Annotated in this window: 27 protein-coding genes; 26 read left to right on the top strand and 1 reads right to left on the bottom strand. The window is 50.9% G+C overall.

The genetic code is table 11. The features are described from left to right. The first annotated feature begins 188 nt into the window (after nucleotides 1–188). The 17 genes from Psfp_RS22090 to Psfp_RS02130 all read left to right on the top strand — a co-directional run bounded on the left by Psfp_RS22090 (nucleotide 189) and on the right by Psfp_RS02130 (nucleotide 13,801). A complete protein-coding gene (locus Psfp_RS22090) occupies nucleotides 189–644 on the top strand; it encodes a prepilin-type N-terminal cleavage/methylation domain-containing protein (protein ID WP_134216916.1) in 456 nt (151 codons plus the stop codon). Between the two features lie 157 nt (nucleotides 645–801). Continuing rightward, a complete protein-coding gene (locus Psfp_RS02205) occupies nucleotides 802–1,317 on the top strand; it encodes a prepilin-type N-terminal cleavage/methylation domain-containing protein (RefSeq protein ID WP_192895234.1) in 516 nt (171 codons plus the stop codon). Next, on the top strand, nucleotides 1,301–1,756 hold the full coding sequence (locus tag Psfp_RS02200; RefSeq protein ID WP_134216914.1) for a prepilin-type N-terminal cleavage/methylation domain-containing protein: 456 nt from the start codon (nucleotides 1,301–1,303) through the stop codon (nucleotides 1,754–1,756). The genes Psfp_RS02205 and Psfp_RS02200 overlap by 17 nt, the downstream gene beginning before the upstream one ends. Continuing rightward, nucleotides 1,753–2,292 (top strand): prepilin-type N-terminal cleavage/methylation domain-containing protein, encoded by a 540-nt coding sequence (locus tag Psfp_RS02195; RefSeq protein WP_134216913.1) that lies wholly within the window; start codon nucleotides 1,753–1,755, stop codon nucleotides 2,290–2,292. Before Psfp_RS02200 ends, Psfp_RS02195 begins: the two co-directional genes overlap by 4 nt. After that, nucleotides 2,292–3,614: a hypothetical protein gene (locus tag Psfp_RS02190; RefSeq protein ID WP_134216912.1), complete on the top strand. Its 1,323-nt coding sequence runs from the start codon at nucleotides 2,292–2,294 to the stop codon at nucleotides 3,612–3,614. The genes Psfp_RS02195 and Psfp_RS02190 overlap by 1 nt, the downstream gene beginning before the upstream one ends. A gap of 25 nt (nucleotides 3,615–3,639) precedes the next feature. Next, a complete protein-coding gene (gene pilM, locus Psfp_RS02185) occupies nucleotides 3,640–4,812 on the top strand; it encodes a type IV pilus assembly protein PilM (protein ID WP_134216911.1) in 1,173 nt (390 codons plus the stop codon). After that, nucleotides 4,812–5,477: a PilN domain-containing protein gene (locus Psfp_RS02180; protein ID WP_134216910.1), complete on the top strand. Its 666-nt coding sequence runs from the start codon at nucleotides 4,812–4,814 to the stop codon at nucleotides 5,475–5,477. Before pilM ends, Psfp_RS02180 begins: the two co-directional genes overlap by 1 nt. Continuing rightward, the gene (gene pilO / locus Psfp_RS02175; protein WP_190238834.1) at nucleotides 5,477–6,352 is read left to right on the top strand and encodes a type 4a pilus biogenesis protein PilO; all 876 of its coding nucleotides are present in this window, start codon (nucleotides 5,477–5,479) and stop codon (nucleotides 6,350–6,352) included. The genes Psfp_RS02180 and pilO overlap by 1 nt, the downstream gene beginning before the upstream one ends. Before the next feature lie 472 nt (nucleotides 6,353–6,824). Continuing rightward, nucleotides 6,825–7,238: a copper amine oxidase N-terminal domain-containing protein gene (locus tag Psfp_RS02170; RefSeq protein WP_190238835.1), complete on the top strand. Its 414-nt coding sequence runs from the start codon at nucleotides 6,825–6,827 to the stop codon at nucleotides 7,236–7,238. Between the two features lie 196 nt (nucleotides 7,239–7,434). Beyond that, nucleotides 7,435–8,853 carry a TldD/PmbA family protein gene (locus Psfp_RS02165; protein WP_134216978.1) on the top strand — a complete coding sequence of 473 codons (1,419 nt, stop codon included), beginning with the start codon at nucleotides 7,435–7,437 and terminating at the stop codon, nucleotides 8,851–8,853. A 71-nt stretch (nucleotides 8,854–8,924) separates the two neighbouring features. Next, a complete protein-coding gene (locus Psfp_RS02160) occupies nucleotides 8,925–9,182 on the top strand; it encodes a DUF3243 domain-containing protein (protein WP_134216907.1) in 258 nt (85 codons plus the stop codon). Between the two features lie 168 nt (nucleotides 9,183–9,350). After that, a complete protein-coding gene (locus Psfp_RS02155; protein ID WP_134216906.1) occupies nucleotides 9,351–9,563 on the top strand; it encodes a sporulation peptidase YabG in 213 nt (70 codons plus the stop codon). Nucleotides 9,564–9,727: 164 nt separating this feature from the next. After that, nucleotides 9,728–11,080 carry a TldD/PmbA family protein gene (locus Psfp_RS02150; protein WP_134216905.1) on the top strand — a complete coding sequence of 451 codons (1,353 nt, stop codon included), beginning with the start codon at nucleotides 9,728–9,730 and terminating at the stop codon, nucleotides 11,078–11,080. 63 nt (nucleotides 11,081–11,143) lie between these two features. Beyond that, entirely contained in the window at nucleotides 11,144–11,605 is a 462-nt protein-coding gene (gene aroQ, locus Psfp_RS02145) for a type II 3-dehydroquinate dehydratase (protein WP_134216904.1), read from the top strand. Beyond that, the gene (locus Psfp_RS02140; RefSeq protein ID WP_134216903.1) at nucleotides 11,589–12,659 is read left to right on the top strand and encodes a Xaa-Pro peptidase family protein; all 1,071 of its coding nucleotides are present in this window, start codon (nucleotides 11,589–11,591) and stop codon (nucleotides 12,657–12,659) included. Before aroQ ends, Psfp_RS02140 begins: the two co-directional genes overlap by 17 nt. 29 nt (nucleotides 12,660–12,688) lie before the next feature. After that, complete coding sequence (gene efp, locus Psfp_RS02135) at nucleotides 12,689–13,246, top strand: elongation factor P (protein WP_134216902.1); 558 nt, start codon at nucleotides 12,689–12,691, stop codon at nucleotides 13,244–13,246. Between the two features lie 90 nt (nucleotides 13,247–13,336). Next, nucleotides 13,337–13,801: a CD1247 N-terminal domain-containing protein gene (locus tag Psfp_RS02130; protein ID WP_134216901.1), complete on the top strand. Its 465-nt coding sequence runs from the start codon at nucleotides 13,337–13,339 to the stop codon at nucleotides 13,799–13,801. An 81-nt stretch (nucleotides 13,802–13,882) separates the two neighbouring features. On the opposite strand, the gene Psfp_RS02125 is transcribed toward Psfp_RS02130, so the two are convergent. Then, nucleotides 13,883–14,080 (bottom strand): hypothetical protein, encoded by a 198-nt coding sequence (locus Psfp_RS02125; protein ID WP_134216900.1) that lies wholly within the window; start codon nucleotides 14,078–14,080, stop codon nucleotides 13,883–13,885. Between the two features lie 535 nt (nucleotides 14,081–14,615). Between Psfp_RS02125 and spoIIIAA the strand changes: the two genes are divergently transcribed. The 9 genes from spoIIIAA to accB all read left to right on the top strand — a co-directional run bounded on the left by spoIIIAA (nucleotide 14,616) and on the right by accB (nucleotide 22,157). Beyond that, nucleotides 14,616–15,635 (top strand): stage III sporulation protein AA, encoded by a 1,020-nt coding sequence (gene spoIIIAA / locus Psfp_RS02120; RefSeq protein WP_134216899.1) that lies wholly within the window; start codon nucleotides 14,616–14,618, stop codon nucleotides 15,633–15,635. Further along, nucleotides 15,629–16,147, top strand: a complete 519-nt coding sequence (gene spoIIIAB, locus Psfp_RS02115) for a stage III sporulation protein SpoIIIAB (protein ID WP_134216898.1) — start codon at nucleotides 15,629–15,631, stop codon at nucleotides 16,145–16,147. The genes spoIIIAA and spoIIIAB overlap by 7 nt, the downstream gene beginning before the upstream one ends. Nucleotides 16,148–16,166: 19 nt before the next feature. Further along, on the top strand, nucleotides 16,167–16,370 hold the full coding sequence (gene spoIIIAC / locus Psfp_RS02110; RefSeq protein ID WP_134216897.1) for a stage III sporulation protein AC: 204 nt from the start codon (nucleotides 16,167–16,169) through the stop codon (nucleotides 16,368–16,370). A gap of 27 nt (nucleotides 16,371–16,397) precedes the next feature. Continuing rightward, nucleotides 16,398–16,784, top strand: a complete 387-nt coding sequence (spoIIIAD, locus tag Psfp_RS02105) for a stage III sporulation protein AD (protein ID WP_134216896.1) — start codon at nucleotides 16,398–16,400, stop codon at nucleotides 16,782–16,784. A 14-nt stretch (nucleotides 16,785–16,798) separates the two neighbouring features. Continuing rightward, entirely contained in the window at nucleotides 16,799–17,965 is a 1,167-nt protein-coding gene (gene spoIIIAE / locus Psfp_RS02100) for a stage III sporulation protein AE (RefSeq protein ID WP_243120430.1), read from the top strand. A gap of 11 nt (nucleotides 17,966–17,976) precedes the next feature. Then, nucleotides 17,977–18,612 (top strand): stage III sporulation protein AF, encoded by a 636-nt coding sequence (gene spoIIIAF / locus Psfp_RS02095; protein ID WP_134216894.1) that lies wholly within the window; start codon nucleotides 17,977–17,979, stop codon nucleotides 18,610–18,612. A 236-nt stretch (nucleotides 18,613–18,848) separates the two neighbouring features. Next, a complete protein-coding gene (locus Psfp_RS02090; protein WP_134216893.1) occupies nucleotides 18,849–19,475 on the top strand; it encodes a hypothetical protein in 627 nt (208 codons plus the stop codon). Further along, nucleotides 19,475–20,062, top strand: coding sequence for a SpoIIIAH-like family protein (locus Psfp_RS02085; RefSeq protein ID WP_134216892.1), 588 nt, complete (start codon nucleotides 19,475–19,477; stop codon nucleotides 20,060–20,062). Before Psfp_RS02090 ends, Psfp_RS02085 begins: the two co-directional genes overlap by 1 nt. A 157-nt stretch (nucleotides 20,063–20,219) precedes the next feature. After that, nucleotides 20,220–22,157, top strand: coding sequence for an acetyl-CoA carboxylase biotin carboxyl carrier protein (accB, locus tag Psfp_RS02080; RefSeq protein ID WP_134216891.1), 1,938 nt, complete (start codon nucleotides 20,220–20,222; stop codon nucleotides 22,155–22,157). Nucleotides 22,158–22,176: the final 19 nt, after the last annotated feature.

Raw genomic sequence — 22,176 nt, 5'->3', positions numbered from 1 at the left:
TTCATGATTTGGAGGTGGTTAATGAAACAAAGACGAACGTCGCTTCGCCCAATGCGGATGAAAAGAGTTTTGATTATTGCCGGCATAATGGCGACTATCGCTAGAATCCAAGTAAATGGTCTGCAAGGTTAAGAAAGCAGTTGCAACTAGGTACTACATAACAATTATATTAAAAGGAAGTGAAATAAATGAAAATAGCAAGAAACGAACGTGGTTTTACTCTTATTGAATTGATGGTGGTGCTAATTATCATTGGTATCCTGGCAGCCATAGCCATTCCCGTAATGAGCAAGCAAAGCGATAAGGCCAAAAACAAGAGGGCAGTTGCTGAATTAAAGAGCATGAAAACAATATTAGACATTTACATTAGTGACCCAATAGTGAACGAAGATGGAACATCTCCAGCAGATGCCGCTGCAGCCAAAACAGTGCTGACTGACAATGGTTTTACAACTTTTAATGATGCTTGGGGTACTCCTTACAAATATTTAAAAATTGGTACTAGTGGTTATCTTTTGTATTCCTGTGGTTCTGACAAGGATGATGCTTCAGGCTCCGATAGTGACAATATTACTGTTAAAAATGATGCAAATCCTGAGGAGGGTGTTGCGCCACCTACAACCGTAGGAAGTTCTATCGAATAACTATGGATTAAAGTTCTATTATTTATTTTGATTAGGATGCAAATTAAGGCAGGGTTAAGTATAATGCCTTACAAATAATTTTATTGAATTCATATAGGATTATAAGTCCTGACAATTAAGAGAATCATGTTAATAACAACTTATTTAAGAGATGAGTATGCCCCCTATTGAAAAGCAAACACCTATGGTTCAAAATAATCTTGGCTTTACCATCATAGAGATGGTTCTAGTAATGCTAATTATCAGCATTGCTGTTGCTTTCACTGTGCCCAATTTCAAGAAAATTCTCGATGCTTATCAACTCGACATCTCGGCAAGGGAAATGGCTTCAGATATACGTGATCTTCAGCAGTCCGCCATAAAGACACAGAGTACAGCTCTTTCAATTATGTGGAATTTATCTTCAGGTACTTACTACCTTAAGAACGAAAACACAGTGATCAAGAGCGTAACGATTCCTAACAGCGTTGAAATTATAGGGGCTCCATTTATACCGGTTGAAAAGCTTTACAAGATGCGCATTTCCGTCAAAGGTAGACCGCTTGGCGGATATAACGGTACAGTTGAGGGGTTTGGCGGGACTATCACATTAAAAGATAAAACTACAAAAAAATACAAAGATGTTGTTATAGATACATTGGGGCGTGTGAGAGTCAGTGAAACGTATCAGTAATCTTGAAGGCCCCTTATCCCGGAAAAAAGTAATAATTATTAACAATGAGCAGGGTCTGACCCTGCTTGAAGTGTTGGTGGCGCTTCTGCTCATGTCAATGGTGCTTGTCACCATGCTGAACAGTTTTGTCCTGGCCGGCCGCCAGAACAGCGACACTTACCGCTACAACGAAGCCCTCTCACTGGCCCAGAGTAAAATTGAGGAAATTAAAAAAAAGAATTTTAATGACGTGACCAGCGTAGCTATCACTGATTTTGCGACTGAAAGCGACTATGCCCAATTTCAGGGACTTAGCTACAAGGTAACTGTTGCGCCAAACTATATTACGGTAAACGACACCTCCATATTAAATTCGAAAACGATTACTGTTACTGTTTATTACGATGACGAGGGGGCAGCCAAACAGTTGGACCTGACGACGGAGGTCGCAATGCGGTGAAGATACTGGTCAGCCTGCGGGATGAGCGGGGGTTTACTTTTATTGAGCTGATGCTTGCGCTGGTGCTGATGAGCATCCTTTTTCTAGGAGTATGGGGGATTTTTGCGAACGGCTATACCTTTTGGCGTCAGGCGGAGTACAAGGTTGACATGTACGACAGCCTGCGTTTCTCCCTTGACATGATGGGGCGGGAACTGATGTATGCCCGAAAACCGGACGGAACAACAGGTGGGGTAGTGTCGCCAAGCGACAGCCGCAATCTTTACTTTATTAACGCGGAGGGTAAAACCATCCGTTATTATCGTGATGGTTATCAGCTTATGAGAAAAGAGTACAATATCCCTCAGCCGCTGGCCAGTGACATTCAGGACATCAGTTTTACTTACTACAATGGAGCCGGGGCGCCCATAACCCCTACTTCATCAGGTTTTCCGGGAACTGTCAGGCAAGTCAAAATAACGCTGACGGCAAAAAAATATGGCAGCAATGTTAATCCTGTTGTATTGGTTCGAAAAATAAGCCTGAGGTCATTGTGATGGAAAGGTTGAAAAATGAATCGGGCCAGGCTTTGTTCCTGGTAATGATGGTGCTCATGGTGCTGATGCTGATTGGCGCGGCAGCCTTGACCCGTACCAGCAGCAGCCATATACGCTCGTTTGAACAAAAGAAAATGGTGCAGTCCTCTTACATTGCTGAAGCTGGTGTTGAGAAAGTCCTGGCCCATATAAAAAATGACTTTGAATGGTTGAAGGCCCTGGAACCTAATAAGGACACCAACTATGTATTTGCGGAAAATGGCGAGACATTCCTCGACTACGCCGGGGGGCGGATTACCAGTGTTAAGGTTACCAGGACATCGACCGGGAACGACCCAACGACATTTTGCCTGGAGTCCAGGGGTGATTACCAGGGAGCCACTCGTACCATCAACGTCACGGGAGAGGCGCGCGACGGGATTACTTTCGCCAAAGGGATTTGGGTTAATTCGGCCACGGAATTCGAGAATAAGGTGGAGTGTTACTGTGATATTATTGGCAGAAGCACGTTGACTTTCAAAAATAACGATATTGTCGGTGGAAACATAATCGCCGAAGGGACTGTCGACGTGAAAAAGGGTATAACCGCCTACAGCATTATCTCAGGCCAAGACGTATTAATTGAAAGCAATCTTGAAGTAATATCGCAAATAAAAGCAGGCGGGAATATTAGGATCGATAAAGGCTTTGCAGGTGGACAAGTCAGCGCTATAGGGGACATCATTCTCGAAAACACAGTGGATATTACCGGAGACGTATACCAGAACGGCGAACTTTACATGAATGATAAGAAACCTTCTACCGGGACGCTTCACAAAGGTGAGGCAGTGCCGTTTGAGGTGAATATTCCTTCTCTTCCGGTAATAGACAAAAATATGTATTCTGAAAACCCTAATCAGACTATTGAATCAGGTATTCTCTCCGGTACCTATGACATCAATGGTATTACTTACGCGCCCGGGGATCTCGATATATCCGGCAATTACTCCGGGAGAGGGGTGATCGTGGTACAAGGCAAGGTGACCATTAGCGGCGACCTGATCCGGGCGAACGAAGATTCATGCCTGGTCATTATTGCGCTGGGCCAGGTTGATGGGGTGGGCATAAGTTCAAATAATAAAACGACCTACGCGCATCTTTTTTCTCCCTACCTGATTGATCTCAATACAGAGCTTTTCTACGGAAGTATTATCTGCGATAGTGTTAAGCTTGGAAACAAGACGGTGGTGAGATACGATAACGATCTGTATCGGAACCAACCGGACGGGCTGGCAGCTGCTGTGAAAGTGAAATCCTGGAAGGAAGCCAACCCGGTGTTTTAATCTACATTCTTGAAGGGTGTTCGGTATGAACGGCATAAAAAATAAAGGGGCTAAAGACGGAGGGACCTCCGCGAAGACCACAGGCAGTAAAGGAAAAAGCAAGTCGAGCCTGAAGGGCCTTCTACGAAAATATGCCCCGAAAAAAAACCAGTTTGCCGCTGTTGATATCGGCGCCAGCGAAATCAAGTTGGTGGAAATCAGCACCGCTGACGGTAGCCCTGTAGTTACGGCTTTCGGGAAATTACCCACCCCTCCGGATACTCTGGACGACCTGGCTGACGAGGAGGTGCTCGTCAACGCCCTGAACGAGCTGGTCCTGACATCAGGCTTGCAGTTGAGAGAAGTCATAACCACCATCAGCGGAGACAAGGTTGTGACCAGGCATATCAAGTTGCCGGTAATGCCTGACAAGGAACTGGAAACCGCCGTACGCTTTGAGGTCGAGAAATTGATCCCTGTCCCTGCTGATGAGCTTACAATCAGGCATCTTAAGCTGGGCGTGACGGGGGTAAACGGGCAGAAAACCTTGCACCTCCTGGCAGCTGCCGTACCAACCTCCTACATATATGATTTTTACAGAGTTTTTGCCAGGGCCGACCTGACCGTGGCGGCCATCGACCTCCAGGTCCTCAGCTTGTGGAGAGTATTCTGCGGGCTAAAACCAGGCTCCGGTAGCAAGGGTACCTTGGGCGTCATGGACATCGGCGCGTCGTCCACCCAATTCCTGGTGGTGCGTGACGGCTTGCTTGAATTCACCAGGACACTTCCGGTAGGCGGTAATTTGCTCACGCAATCCCTGGCGGAATACTACGGTTACGAGCTCGGACAGGCCTCGCAGATGAAAGAGGAAAGGGGCAGGCTGCTCAGCTCCGAGGAAGCCGCCGCGACCTCGGAGGAAGCTATGCAGATGGACTTTTCCCTGCGGGACGGGCTGTCGGAACTGGTACGCGAAATCCGGCGCTCCATCGACTTCTACGCCTCTCAGGAGGGCGCCGCGCCAATTGAAAGGTTCGTGCTCAGCGGCGGCGCCGTTAAATTGGCCGGTTTCCGCGAATTTATGGCCGATGCGATGGAGGTTCCGGTAGAATTCGGGGATCCCGGACTATCCGGCCAGCCGGTTGACGAGACCTCGCCGGAGGCTTTCGACCAGGCTTACGCGGTAGCGCTGGGTTCTGCGCTGCGAGAGGTGGTTGAGTAATGTACAAGATCAACCTTCTACCCGCTGAACTGCAGAGAGATTTAAGTATCGATGTTAAAGGACTGGTCAGGCGGGTTACCGTTACCATCATGGTGATACTGCTTCTATTTGGCTACGGCGCCTTTCTATTCATGGGTTACCTGACCCAAAAGGAAATAAGCGATACGGAAAGATACCTCAGCCAGATCTCGGCTACTGTAAAAAAGGTCGAGGGGATCAAGAACGAGGAGAGCACGAGAGTATTTAAGGAACTGCTCAACGCCAGGCAGTCCCGGTTTCCGCTGCTGGAAGATATTAGCTACAATATGCCGGTCGACCTGTGGCTGGGGAATGTAGATATATCTTATGTGGCGCCAAAGAACGCCGGCAAGGATGGGCAACCCGGCCAGCCGTCCGGTAACGAATCAAGCGGCTACGCGCAGGGACAACCGGTCACGGCAACCCAGTCTGCCACCGAGAAAAATGGAGTTGATTCACTCCCGCTGCCCAATACACTGATCATTGTGGGCTATGCACGCTCCGTCCCATCCATCGGCTTCTTTATGAATAACCTTTACCGCATGCCTTACTTTTCAAATGTCTTTCTCAACGAGTTGCAATGGGATGAAAAAGAAGAGTGTTTCAAATTCAAGCTGACTGCGGAACTGAAGGAGGGTGGACGCTAGTGTGGCAGAAGCTTCAACCCCGTGAAAAAATTCTTCTAGCCACCCTGGGAGCCTGTATTGTCATTTTTCTTTTATTTAACTTTATATTGATTCCTCAATATGATGCCTTTTCTGAAAACAGGGACCGATTGACTGAATTAGAAACTAAGGCCAAGGTTGCCGAAAACATTTTGTCTTCCGAGAAGGCCGAGTCGGAATTGGCCGCCAAAGCAACCGAAAAGCTCAACGAGGTCAAACCATTATTCAATAACCAGATGACCGACGGTTTGGCAGTGGCGCATATCGGTCTGGAAGCCATGAGAACCAATGTCCGGATCAATTCTTTCATACCCTCTGATATCATTAACAAAGGCGCCCATCTGGAACTGCCGGTCAAGTTTGAGGTCAGCGGAGACTATCCCAATGTAGTCAGCTTTATTCAGAAAATGGAAGGCCTGCCCAACCTGTCGGACCTGAGATCGCTGAAAATACAACCGGAAAAAGAGACGACGTCGACAGCGTCTGCCGTGCAAAACTTTGTCAAGGAACAATTACCGGCCACGCCGGGCTCAGACCAGAACGGCAGGGTCACTGCGGCGTTCGACCTGGTTATATATTCCAGCACGGCGCCGGAAGAGCGGCTCCGGCTGGAACAGGAGGCCGGATGGCTCACGGGACGGCAAAATGCCTTCCAGACGCCGGGCGGCGCATCACCTTCCCCGGACATTGAAGCGCCTGCTAAGGCGTCTGAAGCCCCTATGACCAGCGGGGAGGATTTCCTCAAGACTTTTGTGCAGCAGTTGCTGAACCAGGGCATCACCAACAGCAATAACGCCCTGCCCGGCAGCAGCGGGACCGTGGAACTTGAGACCCCGCCCGAAGGCGAAGAGAACTAATGTCAGTGCTGCCGCCGGCGGCATGGACACCTACGGAAGCAGGGGGACGGTTCTTTTGCTTCCTTTCCTAGAAAATAACTGTACAGATGTTCAGCCCACAGAGCGAATCCCAAAAATGCAGGCGCGAACTCATTCGCAGAGAAGATCCATTTGCCGCACAAGCCCGGCGCCGGCGCGCCGTGTGCGATTGAAATGGCACCTGCATCGCCTGATTTTTTCATGATACGCGGCGCCGCGATAGCGGTGTGTGGAACTATATATATACGGAGCGCGTAACCCCAAAATATTGTTTTGGAATTCATACGTAGATGAAAATGCAGTATATGTAAGGAAGATTCGTATAAACCTCTTAAACTGCTCCACAGCGTGTTTAAATCGCCCGCATTGCGCTGATTTTATCCTCTTCTTGAGCGTGGCGTGCAGCCAGGAGGTAAATTGAAAATATATCATAACGAAACAGGGGGTTGTTGTTTTGTTTAAGTCGCTTTGGGTCACTGTGGCGCTGTGCTTGCTTTTGGCGGCGCCTGCTGTAGCCGTGACTTCGAATTACTCACTGGTGGTCAACGGAACGCAGGTCTATACCGACGTTTCGCCTGTTGTTGAAGGATCAAAAGTCCTGGTCCCCTTGCGGGCCGTCGCGGAAGCGACCGGGGCCTCGGTGCAGTATGTTGACAGCGAGCGGGAGTTGATTATCAGCAAGCCCGGACTGGAAGTGAAATTATGGGTCGACAATTACTCCGGCTTCAAAAACGGAACCCCGATTGTATTAACATCTCCGCCTAAAATAGTCAACGACAGGACATTAGTAACGCGGGAACTGCTTACCCAGATTATGGACGTCAAGGCCCACCTGAACGTGAAAGCCAACTCCATCGAAGTTCGATAACAACCTGTTTTCTTTCCAATTACCTGTTTAAATACTAAGTTATGACGCCGTGGAAGAATCATGTATTACGCCTTACAACCGCTTAGAAGAAAATCTTCTAACCATTCGTCCCTTTTTTATTTGAATAACATACTATAAAATTACATTGTAATTGGTAAAATATATGCAGGCAGAAGATAAAAAGAGGGTGATGGACCTGGTTGATAAACAGTTGCTGAAGGAAGTACTTGAGCAGGCGCTGCAAAAAGGTGGAGATTTTGGAGACATTTTTTTTGAACACAAAAAGACCACTGCTATCCGCTGTGAAGCCGGCAGGATTGAGAAGATTCAAACCGGTGTTGATATAGGCGCCGGGGTCAGGGTAATATCCGGGGAAGCTACTGCTTATGCCTACACCAATGACCTTTCCCGCGAGGGCTTGCTGAATGTGGCCGGGATCGTGAGCCACGCCGCTGCCGGCGGCAAGAATAACATTAATCTTGATTTCACCGAAGTCCAGCCTTTAGTTGAATTTAACTTTAAAGAGCGCCCCGGGGACGTTAGCACGGAACGGAAGGCGGCGGTGGTGGAAGCTGCCGACCAGGTTGCCCGGGCTGTGGATCCGGCGCGCATTAAACAGGTTATTGTCGGCTACGGTGACGTGGTCCAGCAGGTGACCATCGCCAACAGCGAAGGGGATTATGTTGAAGACGAGCGCATCCGTACCCGCCTGGTGGTCCAGGCGATAGCGGCGTCAGGAGCAGCCATGCAGACGGGTTACGAAGCTGTGGGGAGCCTGTCTGGTTTTGAGCTTTTCGCAAGTGAACAACCGGCGCTGGTAGGTGAGGCCGCCGCCAGGCAGGCGGTTAACATGCTGGAGGCGCAACCGGCTCCGGCAGGACGGATGCCTGTGGTTATAGCCGGGGAAGCCGGCGGCACCATGGTCCACGAGGCCTGCGGCCATGGCCTTGAAGCCGATCTGGTGCAGAAAGGCCTTTCTGTATACGCCAATAAGAAGGGGCAGGCTGTGGCAGCCGAAGAGGTGAGTGTGGTCGAGGACCCGACCCTGGACGTACGTTACGGTTCCTACCGGTTTGACGACGAGGGGATCCCCTCCCGTAAGGTCAACTTGATTGAAAATGGTGTGCTTAGCGACTATATGTACGACCGCCTTACAGCCGCCAAGGACGGCGTCAGGTCGAACGGGCACGGCCGCCGCGAGTCCTACCAGCATAAACCCATTCCCCGCATGGGCAATACCTTTATCGCGCCCGGCAAAACCGACCCGGCGAAGATCATCAGGGAAACGGGGACCGGCTTGCTGGTCAAGAAGATGGGGGGAGGTCAGGTCAACACCACCACCGGGGATTTTGTTTTTGACGTGGCGGAGGGTTATCTCATTAAAGACGGTGAGACGGGGCCCATGGTGCGCGGCGCGACTCTGACCGGAAACGGGCCGGAGGTACTCCGCATAGTTGAAATGGTTGGGAGCGACCTGGGTTTCACCATCGGCACCTGCGGCAAGGACGGCCAGGGCGTGCCGGTCAGTGACGCCCAGCCGACCATTGCCATTAAGCAGCTGATTGTCGGCGGCACTGCCACCGGGTCGGCAAACGGCAAAATCAGGAGGATATAAAGGGTAGGCCTAGCAAAGGGTTTTGCATATAACGGTTTGACCAAGGCAACAATATCAATGAGGTGATCTTCGTGGAAATCGAAACGTCCTGGCATGACTGGAAGAAGACCCTGGGCCAGGCGGTGAATACCGCCGAATTTGTAGGTTTGTCGGACCAAACGATTAACAAGATAGCTTACCGCCTGGGGAACTTCTTCGCAAACAACTTCGACCCCGCCAACCGGGAGCAGCGGCTTTTAAAAGAGCTCTGGGAAGCGGGTGGAGAGGATGAAAAAAGATCCCTGGCTAAAATGATTGCCAAACTGGCGGAACGTGACGTCAAGCATTGAAGCTGCCTGAAAAGGGCAGCTTTTTTTAATGCCTGAAATTCCCATGTATTGGTATTCTAACCGTTGGTTTTCATACACAACTCTTTTAAAAAGGGCATATGTTATAAGGAAAAATAGTTCTCACCAGGATAGACCACTGCTTGCGCCGGTTTCACAGGGGGTATAGAGATGAAAATCGGGGACATCGTTACCAGGAAAATATACGGAGAGGACATGCAGTTTTGTATCATCGGCTTCTATACAAACCAGGCTAGCGGGGAGAGAGTGGCAATACTGGCGCTCCTTGATCCGAATCTGATAATAGAAGCTTCCGTACAGGACCTGGCGCCGATATCGGCAAGAAACCTTTTCGCCCTTACAACACCAATGTTTGTACACTAAAAGACTGCCTCAAAGGCAGTTTTTTAGTGGCTCACAACAGGAATATTTTAACTAATATTGAATTAAACTTAGGTGCAGCATGGTAAACGATTTTTACGAACACACTATATAATACTATGCATATTTCTTGAGCAGCAGTATTTTAACAAAAGGAGCTGTCAAACGTGGAAAGGGAAGCGGTCGCTTTTATCAGTACAGCACGGGCAGCAGTGGCCAAAGCCGAACAACAGGGCGCCGAGGCGGCTGAAGCTTATATTTGTAAAGCCAAAGAGCTTAATATAGAGGTCAGGGGTGGACGTGTCGAGACAATGAAGCTGGCCGAGGACAGCGGTCTGGGTGTACGGGTAATTCGTGAGGGAAAAACCGGATTTTCCTTTACCTCAGATCTCAGTCCGGCAGGGGTGGATGAAGCGGCCGGCCAGGCTCTAGTGAACTGCATGAATCTTTCCGAAGATCCATTCCAGCGCCTGCCCAAACCGGGGAAAGCCTATGAAAAAATGGATATTTACGATCCCGGCATCAAAAAAGCCTCAGTTGAGCAAAAAATAGATCTGGCCCGGTCAATGGAGGATGCGGCCCGAACTTTCGACCGGCGAGTCAAGGTTATTGAAAGCTCGACCTACCAGGATGGCGAGGCCCTGGTCACCATCGTCAACAGTCATGGTACGGAGCTCAGTTACCGTGGCGCTTTCTGCGGCGTATACCTGGCACTGGCCGCCGTTGAGGGGGACGACAGCCAGACCGGGTTTGCCCTGGATTACACTCTGAGGTTTGACCGTTTAAAACCGGAAGAAGTGGGCCGTGAGGCGGCCCGGCGGGCGGTCAGGATGCTCGGGGCCGCGCCGGTTACCACGCGCCGTGCGGCGGTTGTCCTGGATCCTTATGTCGCCACCGGTTTTCTCGGGTTAATTGCGCCGGCCCTGACCGGTGAGGCTGTCCAGAAAGGCCGTTCTCTTTTTGCCGGGAAGCTGGGCGAACGGGTGGCTTCAAGCAAAATCACGACTATAGACGATGGAGCGCTGCCCGGGGGGATCGCATCCGCTCCCTTTGACGGGGAAGGAGTGGCTACATCAAGGACGGTACTGATTGAAAAAGGTGTTCTAAAGGGGTACCTATACAATACCTATACGGCTGCCAAGGACGGTGTGCAGTCAACCGGCAACGGGGTGCGCAATTCATTCAAGGGAACTCCTGAGGTGGGGATCACCAATTTCTTTTTCGAGGCCGGAACAGAACCGGTTGAAAAGCTGCTCTCGGAAATCAAGAGCGGCATTTACGTGACTGAAGTGATGGGCATGCATACGGCCAACCCCATATCGGGGGATTTTTCAGTGGGAGTAGCCGGGCTATTAATCGAAAACGGTGAATTGACCAGACCGGTGCGGGGTATGGCCATAGGAGGCAACATAATTGATTTTTTGGCCAATGTGGACGGTGTCGGCAGCGACCTGAAGTTTTTCGGCGGCAGGGGTTCACCAACGTTGAGGGTTGCGGAGATTACAATAAGCGGGCAATGAAGTGGTTGGAATCAACAAGCTAATTATGGTAAAATGTCAACAGTCGGTCTTGAGGTGTTTAATTTGCATATATTAATCCTGCACGGTCCCAACATGAATTTACTGGGCCGGCGCGAGCCTTCCGTCTATGGCGTACTAAGTCTGGAACAAATTAATGAAAAATTGGCGGACCTGGCAGCCGGGCTGGGGGTAACAATCACCTGCCGCCAGTCTAACCACGAAGGGGAATTGGTCGACCTGCTGCACCAGGCTGCCGTGGATTCGCAAGCGGTTGTTTTTAACCCCGGCGCCTACACCCATTACAGCATTGCCCTGCGGGATGCCGTGGCCGCCATCGGGATACCTGTTATTGAAGTTCACCTTTCCAATATCCACGCCCGTGAAGATTTTCGCAGGCACTCAGTTATTGCCCCGGTTGCCGCCGGACAAATAAGCGGGCTGGGCGTTGCCGGCTATCTCGCGGCGCTGAGGGCGGCGGTCGCGTTGGCAGGCATGGGGGGTGAAGACCTTGCAGGAACGTGTTAAGAGGCTGCAGGGGTTATTTGACGTTAACGGGGTGGATGCATTTTATGTGACCGCTCCGGAAAACCGGTACTATCTAAGCGGTTTTTCCGGGACCAGCGGCGCCCTGCTGTTGTGCCGGAACAACTCCTATTTGATTACCGACTTCCGCTATACCAGCCAGGCCTCCCAGGAATGTCCCGGTTTCGAAATCATTGAAGCGCCGGGAAACGGTATTGAGGCGCTCGCCGGGCTTTGCCGGAAAGACCATGTCTCGCAATTGGGCTGCGAGGGCGACAACCTGACCTATGCCCAGTTTCAAGCCCTGCGGCAAGTTCTGACGAGCGTTGAGTTAAAGCCCGTTAGCGGCGTGGTTGAAGGGCTCAGGCTGCATAAGGATGCCTACGAGTTGCGCTGTATTGAGGAGGCGGTCCGTATTGCCGACCGGGCTTTTGCCCGGATAACCGCCATCATCAGGCCCGGGGTTTCCGAGGTTGAGATAGCCCTGGAACTGGAGTTCTTAATCAGACGCTTGGGCGCTGACGGGATTGGGTTCGCCACAATTGTGGCTTCGGGCACCCGCTCGGCGCTGCCGCACGGTGTGGCGTCAGCTAAAATAATTGAAGCAGGAGACCTGGTTACGCTTGATTTTGGAGCGGTGTACCGGGGCTATCATTCCGATATCACCAGGACGGTGGCAGTGGGACAGGGCACGCCCCGGCAGGAGGATATTTATAACATTGTCCTGGAGGCGCAAATGAGCGCCATAGCTGCTGTTAAGGCCGGTGTCCGGACATCGGAAGTTGACCGGGCGGCACGTGATATTATTAAGAAAAACGGTTACGGTGATTATTTCGGGCACGGTACGGGGCATGGTTTGGGACTGAATATCCACGAAGGTCCCAGGCTGTCTGCCAAAGACGACACCGTATTGCAGGCGGGGATGGCAGTGACCGTTGAACCGGGCATTTACCTGCCGGGCTGGGGGGGGATAAGGATAGAGGATACCGTCCTGGTTGAAAATGGCGGGCGCCGGGTTCTCACCAGATCACCTAAAGATAGATTGTTGTCATTATAATCAAAAATATACATATTGGAGGCTAAGGGATGATTTCAACAAACGATTTTAGAACCGGGCAAACTATAGAGATGGAGGGCGACGTTTTTCAGATTATTGAATTTCAGCACGTCAAGCCCGGTAAAGGGGCTGCCTTTGTCCGCTCAAAACTGCGCAACGTCAGGACCGGCGCCGTCATAGAGAAGACCTTCAACGCCGGTGAAAAACTACCCAAAGCCAGGATTGAAAAACGCGAAGTCCAGTATTTATACAACGACGGCAAGGACTATAATTTTATGGACATGGAATCCTACGATCAGACAGCTATGACTTCCGAACAGCTGGGGGACGCCGTCAAGTATCTCAAAGAGAACATGATCATTCAGGTCCTGACCTTTCAGGGAAAATCAATCGGTGTTGAGCTTCCCAACTTCGTGGAGTTGGAGGTCGTTGACACCGCCCCGGGCATTAAAGGGGATACCGCGTCCGGCGGCTCCAAGCCGGCCACACTGGAAACGGGTACGATTGTCCAGGTGCCTTTCTTTATCAACGTCGGGGACAAGCTGCAGATAGATACGAGGACCGGCAATTATATTAAGCGCGCCTAAAGCTTCAACTATGTTTAAAACCCCCTGAAACGAGACATACTAAGAAAGCCAAAATTAGCCACAACAATTATACCAAAGGGGGTATACTCCATGGGCGAGCTTAAAGCCAAAGTGGCATACCTGCAGGGCATGTCAGCCGGCCTTGACTTGAGCCAGAATAGTAAAGAAGGCAAACTGCTGAAGGGGATCATTGAAGTCCTTGATGAGTTCGCGGAGACCGTGGGAGGTCTGGAGCAAGGCCAGGAGCAGCTGGAAGATTATATTGAAAGCATTGACGAGGACCTCTATCACCTGGAAGACGACTATTACGAGGATAACACCTGCAATGAGGGTGAATACTTGGAAGTCGATTGCCCCAAGTGCGGCGAGACAGTGTGCTTTGACTCAGATATACTTGAGGACGACGATATTGTGGAAGTGACCTGCCCCAACTGCGACGAGGTTGTTTTTGTAAATGACGACGACGGCGACACCAGCCATCCGCAGAATCAACCGGAGATGTTCATAGGGCGCGTGTCAGGGGACGGCAAGCCCTCGGTGGAAGAGGACATATAGCGGGTTAGAATAACAACAATTATAAAAAGGTTGAGGGACCACATTAACAGCGGTTCCTCAACCTTTTTATTTGGTTAAAGTTTACTTTTTGACAACCCCCAGATGACCTCTGCGATCTGTGTCTTTATTGAACGCCAATAACAGCAGGATTAAAACCAAAAACAAGATATAAGGATTCATCAGGGAACTCTTGCGCGCATTATAACGATGGGTAACCGGTTGGGGTCCCTTGCAGTTAGTCTGGATAGGCACAACAACACGTGTGTTCTCCTGCTTCATACGGCCTTCCGGCCTCCGGAGAAAACTTAACCATTTTTCATATGGGCCCTTTATATCAGCCATTTTATTATAACTGGCTGCCATAATAAACTCACCTCAATCTCTGATAATAATGCTTTCTCTCACCGCACGGGCAAACATCGCCACTTACTTTAAATTACGACCAATGTCCTACGCTCTACGACGAATTCATCCTGCGAAATTATCAACACAGGCTATTTCGTCAACTATGCACCGGCCAGTCCTAAACGTTTGTATATCCTATATTATGGTATACCCTAGAAGTTTCTTTGGTGTGCGCCAAAGGCAAATGGCAAAAGATACATTATCATACGGACAAGGCAATCTCATGGAATATCTTACCGGCTTGTACAATATTTATAGAGTAGTTACCCACGCTGCTATCGCGTCGCCACGCAGCATGAAAATATGCAGGTGCGCACGGCGCGTTAACGCCGGACTTGTTGGGTCTAATGTAACATTTGTGCGAATGAGTTCGCACCTGCATTTTCAGGATAGGCAAGGGGGACAAACCATGAAAGCAGCCGGGCTTCCGCTTAATGTGTTGGAATGCGTTAAAGATAATCCGGTTAACGCAATACTGCCGGTCCTGCCGGCCAACATACGCGACATGGTGGCGGCCGTGCCGGCTCAGGTTAAAGAACAGGTTGAGGAAATCCGTATCAGGCAGGGAAGGCCGCTGGTATTAGGAATATCCTCCACCGACACATTTATAAAAGCAGACGGAGGCTTGACCGGCCGGGCGTCGGAGGCTTACCGGGCAACGCCGGCCGACATGGACCGGGTCATTCAGCTTTTAAGCGGCTCGTCCCTTTATGCTCTGGACGAGGAACTAAGAAACGGCTTTATCACTCTGCCTGGCGGCCATCGCGTGGGTATAACCGGTAAGGCGGTCCTGGATGGCGGGAAAATCAGGACTTTGAAGTACCTGACCGGCTGCAATATCCGTATTTCACGGGAAATTCACGGCGCCGGCGAGCATGTGCTTCCCCACATTATAGATCGAAACAGGCGCAGCATCTATCACACTCTTCTGATGTCACCGCCCGGCTGTGGTAAAACAACCATCTTGAGAGACCTGGTCAGACAGATCAGCAATGGTATTCCTGCAATGAGGTTTACGGGGCTAAATGTTGGACTGGTGGACGAGCGCTCGGAAATTGCCGGCTGTTACAAAGGTGTCCCCCAAAAGGATGTTGGGATCAGGACCGATGTTTTGGACGGCTGTCCCAAAGCGGAAGGCATGATGATGCTGCTTCGCTCGATGTCGCCGGGTGTTATCGCGGCTGATGAAATTGGCCGCAGGGAGGATGTGGATGCTTTGGAAGAGGTCTTAAACGCCGGTGTGAAAATCCTTATTACGGCTCACGGCGTCTCGCCTGCCGACCTGGCCGAGAGACCCGTTATGACCAGGCTCATTCACGCCAAAATGATCGAACGGTTTGTTATCCTGGGACGCTCGCGGGGGGTGGGTACTATAGAAGATATTATCGACGGCAGGAGCATGCGCTCGCTGGGGGTGAGAAAATGTTGAAATTTTTTGGGGCTGCCATGGTTATAGCGGCCAGCGGCTTGAGTGGTCTGGCCGTGGCCGGCAGCTATGCCAGGCGTCCCAGAGAACTGCGCGCCCTGCGCTCTGCGCTGCAAATGCTGGAGACCGAGATCATGTATGGGGCCACCCGTTTGCCGGAAGCTCTTGATACTGTGGCGTCCCGCTGTGACCAGTTGGTGGGGCCGCTCTTCAAGCAGGCCGGAGTGGAGCTTGCGGCCATGTCCGGAGTCAGCGCCGCGGAAGCCTGGGAAAAAGCCCTGGCAAAATATTATCCGGCTTCTGCTTTAAAGCCCAGTGATCATTCAATTTTGATCGGTTTGGGCAGGTCACTCGGCAGGTCCGACTGCGCAGACCAGGTTAAACACCTGCGCCTGGCTATGGAGCAGGTCGCGCAGGAAGCGGCCAATGCGGAAGAAGATGCTTCACGAAACGTTAAAATGTGGAGTTATCTCGGTTTTTTGGGCGGGCTGGTTTTTGTTTTAGTGGCTTACTGATTGTAAAGAGGGGGTAAATATGGGCAGCAGTATTGATTTGATTTTTAAAATAGCCGGAGTGGGCATTCTGGTTTCCGTTTTAAACACCATACTCAAGCATGCAGGTAAGGAAGAGCAAGGCCAGATCGTTACCCTGGCCGGGCTGGCTATTGTCTTCATTTGGGTGATACAGCTTCTTGCCAATTTATTTGACCAGGTGAAATCGGTGTTCAGGCTCTTTTAAATTAAACTTCGATGAGGTCTATATGCGATGGATGTGCTTCAGATTGTGGCTCTGGGTTTGACGGCCACCGTGCTCATTGTTGTAGTTAAAAGCCAGCGGCCGGATTTGGCGGTACTGTTGAGTGTCGCTGCGGGCGCGATCATTTTTCTCCTGGTACTGGGAAAAATCGGCTCGATCATTGAGGTCGTCAAGGAATTGTCGGAACGCGCCGGCATCAGCATGGTTTACCTGGGTACCATCCTGAAAATAGTCGGGATTGCCTACATTGCTGAATTCGGTTCGCAAATCTGCCGCGATGCAGGTGAAGGGGCGGTGGCCTCCAAGATTGAATTTGCCGCCAAGGTTCTGATTATGGTGCTGGCAGTCCCGATTGTGGTGGCCGTTCTACAATCACTGCTAAAACTCCTATGGTGAGGGCGGTGTGGCAGGTGACCAAAACATATCTTGCACTGGCAGTTTTTTTGCTTATGTTTTTCCCGGCCTCAGCCCTGGCAAGCCAGGTCAATCCAGCTGACTCAAATCAGCAGGAATCACCCCTGGACCTTTTCTCCGTGCAGCAGTATATTGACCAGTTGGACAAGGAGGTCAAGGGCTCCGTTCCCGAGTTGAATTTCGGGGAAATGGTCACCAAGCTGGCTAAGGGGGAGATCCATTGGAAGCCGGCAGAAATCCTGGCAAATTTGCTCCGACAGCTTTTTAAAGAAGTGGTCGCCAACCTCGATCTGCTTGGGAAACTGGTGATGCTGGCGGTTATCTGCGCCGTACTGCAGAATTTGATGTCTTCTTTCGAAAAAAGCAGCGCCGCGCAGTTGGCCAACTCCGTATCTTACCTGGTGCTGATAACCATCGCCATAGGGTCATTTTCACTGGCGGTCAACGCAGGCAGGGAAGTGGTTAACACGATGGTTATTTTTATGCAGGCCTTGACCCCGGTTTTACTGACCTTGCTGGTAGCAGTGGGAGGGATAGCCTCAGCAGCTGTCTTCAGTCCGGTAATCCTGGTCACGCTGGATATATTTGGAACATTGATCAAAAACGTGATCCTGCCGCTGCTCTTTTTCGTGGCCGTATTGGGCTTGGTCGGCAACCTGTCGGACCGCTTAAAAGTTTCCAGCCTGGCCGACCTGCTAAAAAGTATTGCCATGGGTTTAACCGGGGTTTTCTCAACTATTTTTCTCGGTGTGCTGGCCATTCAGGGTGTGGCCGGTGCGGTGGGGGACTCGGTTACCTTCAGGACTGCCAAATACAGCGTTGACGCCTTTGTTCCTGTGGTGGGCGGGATGCTCTCCGATGCCCTGGAGGCGGTGGTCAGTTCTTCTTTATTGATAAAAAACGCGGTGGGGATAGCCGGTGTGGCGGTGATATTGACGATGCTGGTGGTTCCTCTTTTGAAGATCGTCACGTTGGCTTTTATCTACAAGCTGGCCGGCGCGCTCATTCAGCCCATTAACGATGGTCAAATGGTGGACTGTTTGAATGGACTGGGCAACAACCTCTTTCTGGTTTTTGCCGCGGTGGCCACGGTGGGCCTCTTGTTCTTTTTCACCATAACAATAGTTGTCGGGGTCGGTAATATTACCGTGATGTTGAGGTAAGGGGTGGCGCCGTGGAAATTATACGCAGCTTGGTCCAAAACCTCATCGTAATAATCATCCTGGCAGTCTTACTGGATATGTTTCTACCTGCCGGTGAGATGAGGAAATATGTCAAGATGGTCATGGGCTTGCTGATTATCGTTGCGGTGGTACAGGCTGTGGGTAACTTGATTCACTGGGATTATGCCGGTGATTTCCCTGCTCTGACGACGCAGGGCGACCAGGGTAAGTTTACGGAAATTATGGAGAACGGGAAGAGGCTTACCGAAGACCAGCAGCAAAAAGCGCTGGAGGAGTACAAAAACGGTATAGCCCGCCAGGCAATGGCTCTGGCCCGCGCCAATAATAAGGTCTCTCTTCTGGGTGTAGAGGTTAAAGTCCAGACCGAACAGAACAAACCAGGGTACGGACAGTTAAGTGAAATGGTTTTGACCGTGGGTCCAAAAACGGAAAGCGCAGACCTCCAAGCGAAAGGATCGGTCATCAAGGAGGTTGAGCCGGTATCGGTAAAGCTAGACCCTGCAGCGCCGGATGGATGGGAGAGGGCAGGAGAACGGCCGCCGGAGGAGGCTGTCGCAGGCCTGGTTGCGACACTGGCCAATTTTTATAACCTTTCACCGGAACAGGTCAAAGTAAAGTATCAATGAGACACCCATGCTGCTGTTACGGCGCCAGCAGAGATGAAAATATGCGTCCACATTGTTATGATCAAAGCGGGTTTTCATGTGGGTGCGATTTTCAATCGCACTTGCACTGCGAAGCAGTTTAAGGGATTTATACTGTATTTCTTCAGGGTCTTGTGCGAATGAATTCGCACCTGCATCAAGATAAATTTAGCTGTTTTTTAAATTAATTTGCGCCCATGATGTGAGGAGGTGAGAGCATGAAAAGATTCTTTGATTTTTTGGGACTGGGGGGACAGGGAAACAATGGTTTCCCGGCCAAGGACCTGTTCAGGCGCAACCTGTGGCTGGCCGGACTGGCAGCTCTGGGTATTGTAATGTTGCTGTTCTCGGGAACCGGCCGGGAAAAACCGGCAGAGAAAACCGCAGATCGGTCCGAACTGCCTGTCGCGACCACATCTGAACAAGCCGGAAACGGCATGTCGGCTGAAGAAGAAAAAATCAGTAAAAAACTATGCGAAATGCTCCGTCAGGTGGAAGGAGCCGGCCGGGTGGAGGCGTCAGTGCGGCTGTCCGGTTCTACCAGGGAGGAGTATGCCGTAAATACAACAACCGGCAAGAAAACAACCCAGGAGCGGGAACAGGCCGGTGGCACGCGTCTAACAACGGAAGACACCTTCAGCAGCCAGCTGGTAATGAACCGGAGCGGATCCGGTGGTGAGCAGCCTGTAGTGGAGCGTGAAACAGCGCCGCAAGTGGCTGGTGTGCTGGTGGTGGCCGAAGGGGCCGGCGAGGCGAGGGTGAAAGCCAAACTCTTTGAAGCCACCAGGGTAGCCCTGGGTATTCAACCTCAAAAAATCATGGTCCTCCCCATGGAAAGGAGATAATGATGGTAGCGGTAATTGTTAAGAAACGGCTTTTTTTGCTGGTAATTTTGGGCCTGGCCGGACTTACTCTCCTGTTTATGGGCCTGCGCGGGGGGCTGGGTATAGAAGCGCCGCCCTTGCCTGGCGTCCAGGTCAACACACCAAATACCGGTAATGTCATCATTGAAGGAAGCGTGAAGACGCCCGCGTCCGATATGCAGCTTGATGATCTGGGGTCAAAAATTGGAGCGTCTCAAAGCCAGGACTTTTTTATTGATTATCGCCTGGAGCGGGACCGCACCCGCGGGCAACAGGTAGAGTGGCTGAGAGAGGTTATTAATAACGCCGGCACAGCAGATGAAACCAGGCAAAAAGCCCAGGAACACCTTATGGCCATCAGCCGCAGCATGGAAAAAGAGTCCGAGTTGGAAAATTTAATTAGAGCGAAGGGTTTTGCCGACGCCGCAGTAATGGTGGACGAGAGTACGGCCACAGCCATAGTTGCCGCCGGCAGCCTCAGCAGCGGTGAAGTGGCGGCCATAACAGAGCTGGTATCCAGAAGCACCGGCATGGAGCAGCAAAAAATCGCGGTCATCAGCAAAAACTAAATGATATTGTATACTTGCTGTAAAGAGGTTCCCAAATGCCCCGTTTTTTACTATAATGATGGTAATGTTCATTTGTGATCATTACCTGCTGAATCAGGTTGTTAACGTTAATGGCAGCCTGGTTTTTTATATTGTTGATGATGGGGAGTGAAAGGCAGTGAAACGCCGCGTACAGGTTACTGACACGACTTTAAGAGATGCTCACCAGAGTCTTTGGGCTACCCGCATGCGCACGGCAGACATGCTGCCGATTGCAGAGAAACTGGACAATATCGGGTACCATTCCCTTGAAGTCTGGGGTGGCGCAACGTTTGACGTCTGTTTGAGGTATCTTAACGAAGACCCCTGGGAAAGGCTTCGTCAATTAAAAAAACATATTCGAAAAACCCCTCTGCAAATGCTGTTGCGCGGACAATCGCTGGTAGGGTACCGGCCTTACCCGGACGACGTGGTTGAGTCTTTTATCACCAGGGCGGTTGAGAACGGCATCAATATCATAAGGATTTTTGACGCCCTGAATGATATTCGCAACCTGGAAACCCCCATGCGTTCTGCCAAAAAGGCGGGCGCGCACGTCCAGGCGGCCATTGTCTACACAGTGAGCCCGGTGCACACCGACAAGCGTCATTATATCGACCTGGCGCTGCAGTTGGTCGAAATGGGGGCGGACTCCATTTGTATCAAGGACATGGCCGGTCTTCTGGCGCCCTACCAGGCGTATGACCTGGTAAAATTGCTCAAGGAAAACTTAAGCCTGCCTCTTCAATTGCACAGCCACTACATTGGGGGATTGGCTGTGGGCGCTTACTTAAAAGCGGCTGAAGCGGGTGTGGATATAATTGACACCGCCTCAGTGCCTCTGGCCTTTGGAGCTTCCCAGCCGCCTGTCGAGACTGTCGTTCGCGCCCTGCGGGGCTCTGCTTATGATACCAAACTGGATATCCACGAACTTTTCGAGATAGCCGGATACTTTGAAAACTTGAGGAAAGCAAGAGGCTTTGAACGGGGCTTCACCCGGATCAACGACATGCGTGTTTTTGATCACCAGGTGCCGGGCGGCATGATTTCCAACCTGGTTACTCAGTTGGAGGAACAAAAAGCGCTGCACCGCCTGGGCGAGATCCTGGAGGAGATCCCCAGGGTGCGCGAGGACTTGGGGTACCCCCCCCTGGTTACCCCGACCAGCCAGATTGTCGGGACCCAGGCCGTCTTGAACGTGCTTAGCGGGGAACGCTATAAACTGGTCCCCGGCGAGGTCCGTGATTATATTCAGGGCCATTACGGCAAACCTCCGGCGCCGATTAACCAGGAGATAGCCCGCAAGGTGCTGGGGGACCGGCAGCCTATTGTATGCAGGCCTGCTGATTTACTGGAACCAAAAATGGATAAAATAAGGAAAGAAGCTAAAGATCTGGCAACCTGTGAAGAGGATGTCATCTCCTACGCCTTATTCACCCAGGTGGCCAAACGTTTTCTGGAGACAAGGAATAAAGGTGGGCAATTGGCGCCGGACCCGGCTCCCGGCAGAAAAGAAAATCCGGCAAAAGACAAGGCTGCGGAAGCGCCCGCCAAGACGCCTGCTTTAAACGATGACTGCGGCGGCGAAACCGCCAGGGAGGTAAATGAATTGAACTTGCAGGATATTAAAGAGCTGATTAAGTTAATAAATGAAACTGCTGTTAATGAAGTGAAACTGGAAAGTGAAGGAATGAAGATATCTATTAAGAAAGGCGCCGACCGCGAGTTAAACCCTGTCAGCCAGACGCCTGCGGTACCGGCTCCGCCGGTCGCCTGCAAGGTCAAGGATGAGACAGAAAATCCCCCAACGGTAAAAACTGAGGAGAAAAAGACCGAGCTCATTCCGGTGGTATCTCCCATGGTCGGTATGTTCTACGCTGCGCCCGCGCCTGAAGCGCCGCCTTACGTTAATGTCGGGGACCAGGTGAAAAAAGGACAGACCCTGTGTATCATTGAAGCAATGAAGCTGATGAATAAAATAGATTCAGAAATCGACGGTGAAATTGTTGAGATCGCGGTGAAGAATGGTGAGCCTGTTGAGTATGGGCAGACCATCTTCCTGATCAAAGAAAAATAAGCGGCAGATGTATTTACGC

Source organism: Pelotomaculum sp. FP (genome assembly GCF_004369245.1).
GTDB lineage: Bacteria > Bacillota > Desulfotomaculia > Desulfotomaculales > Pelotomaculaceae > Pelotomaculum_C > Pelotomaculum_C schinkii.
This window is presented reverse-complemented; position numbering and strand designations above follow the sequence as displayed.

Excerpts from the sequence above, each read along its gene's own strand:
- Psfp_RS02155 (WP_134216906.1), top strand. The coding sequence starts at position 9,351 with ATGAAAATCGGGGACATCGTTACCAGGAAAATATACGGAGAGGACATG.
- Psfp_RS02205 (WP_192895234.1), top strand. The coding sequence starts at position 802 with ATGCCCCCTATTGAAAAGCAAACACCTATGGTTCAAAATAATCTTGGC.
- spoIIIAA (WP_134216899.1), top strand. The coding sequence starts at position 14,616 with ATGAAAGCAGCCGGGCTTCCGCTTAATGTGTTGGAATGCGTTAAAGAT.
- Psfp_RS02190 (WP_134216912.1), top strand. The coding sequence starts at position 2,292 with ATGGAAAGGTTGAAAAATGAATCGGGCCAGGCTTTGTTCCTGGTAATG.
- Psfp_RS02090 (WP_134216893.1), top strand. The coding sequence starts at position 18,849 with ATGAAAAGATTCTTTGATTTTTTGGGACTGGGGGGACAGGGAAACAAT.
- pilM (WP_134216911.1), top strand. The coding sequence starts at position 3,640 with ATGAACGGCATAAAAAATAAAGGGGCTAAAGACGGAGGGACCTCCGCG.
- Psfp_RS02180 (WP_134216910.1), top strand. The coding sequence starts at position 4,812 with ATGTACAAGATCAACCTTCTACCCGCTGAACTGCAGAGAGATTTAAGT.
- Psfp_RS02130 (WP_134216901.1), top strand. The coding sequence starts at position 13,337 with ATGGGCGAGCTTAAAGCCAAAGTGGCATACCTGCAGGGCATGTCAGCC.
- spoIIIAB (WP_134216898.1), top strand. The coding sequence starts at position 15,629 with ATGTTGAAATTTTTTGGGGCTGCCATGGTTATAGCGGCCAGCGGCTTG.
- spoIIIAD (WP_134216896.1), top strand. The coding sequence starts at position 16,398 with ATGGATGTGCTTCAGATTGTGGCTCTGGGTTTGACGGCCACCGTGCTC.
- Psfp_RS02125 (WP_134216900.1), bottom strand. The coding sequence starts at position 14,080 with ATGAAGCAGGAGAACACACGTGTTGTTGTGCCTATCCAGACTAACTGC.
- efp (WP_134216902.1), top strand. The coding sequence starts at position 12,689 with ATGATTTCAACAAACGATTTTAGAACCGGGCAAACTATAGAGATGGAG.
- Psfp_RS22090 (WP_134216916.1), top strand. The coding sequence starts at position 189 with ATGAAAATAGCAAGAAACGAACGTGGTTTTACTCTTATTGAATTGATG.
- Psfp_RS02085 (WP_134216892.1), top strand. The coding sequence starts at position 19,475 with ATGATGGTAGCGGTAATTGTTAAGAAACGGCTTTTTTTGCTGGTAATT.
- spoIIIAC (WP_134216897.1), top strand. The coding sequence starts at position 16,167 with ATGGGCAGCAGTATTGATTTGATTTTTAAAATAGCCGGAGTGGGCATT.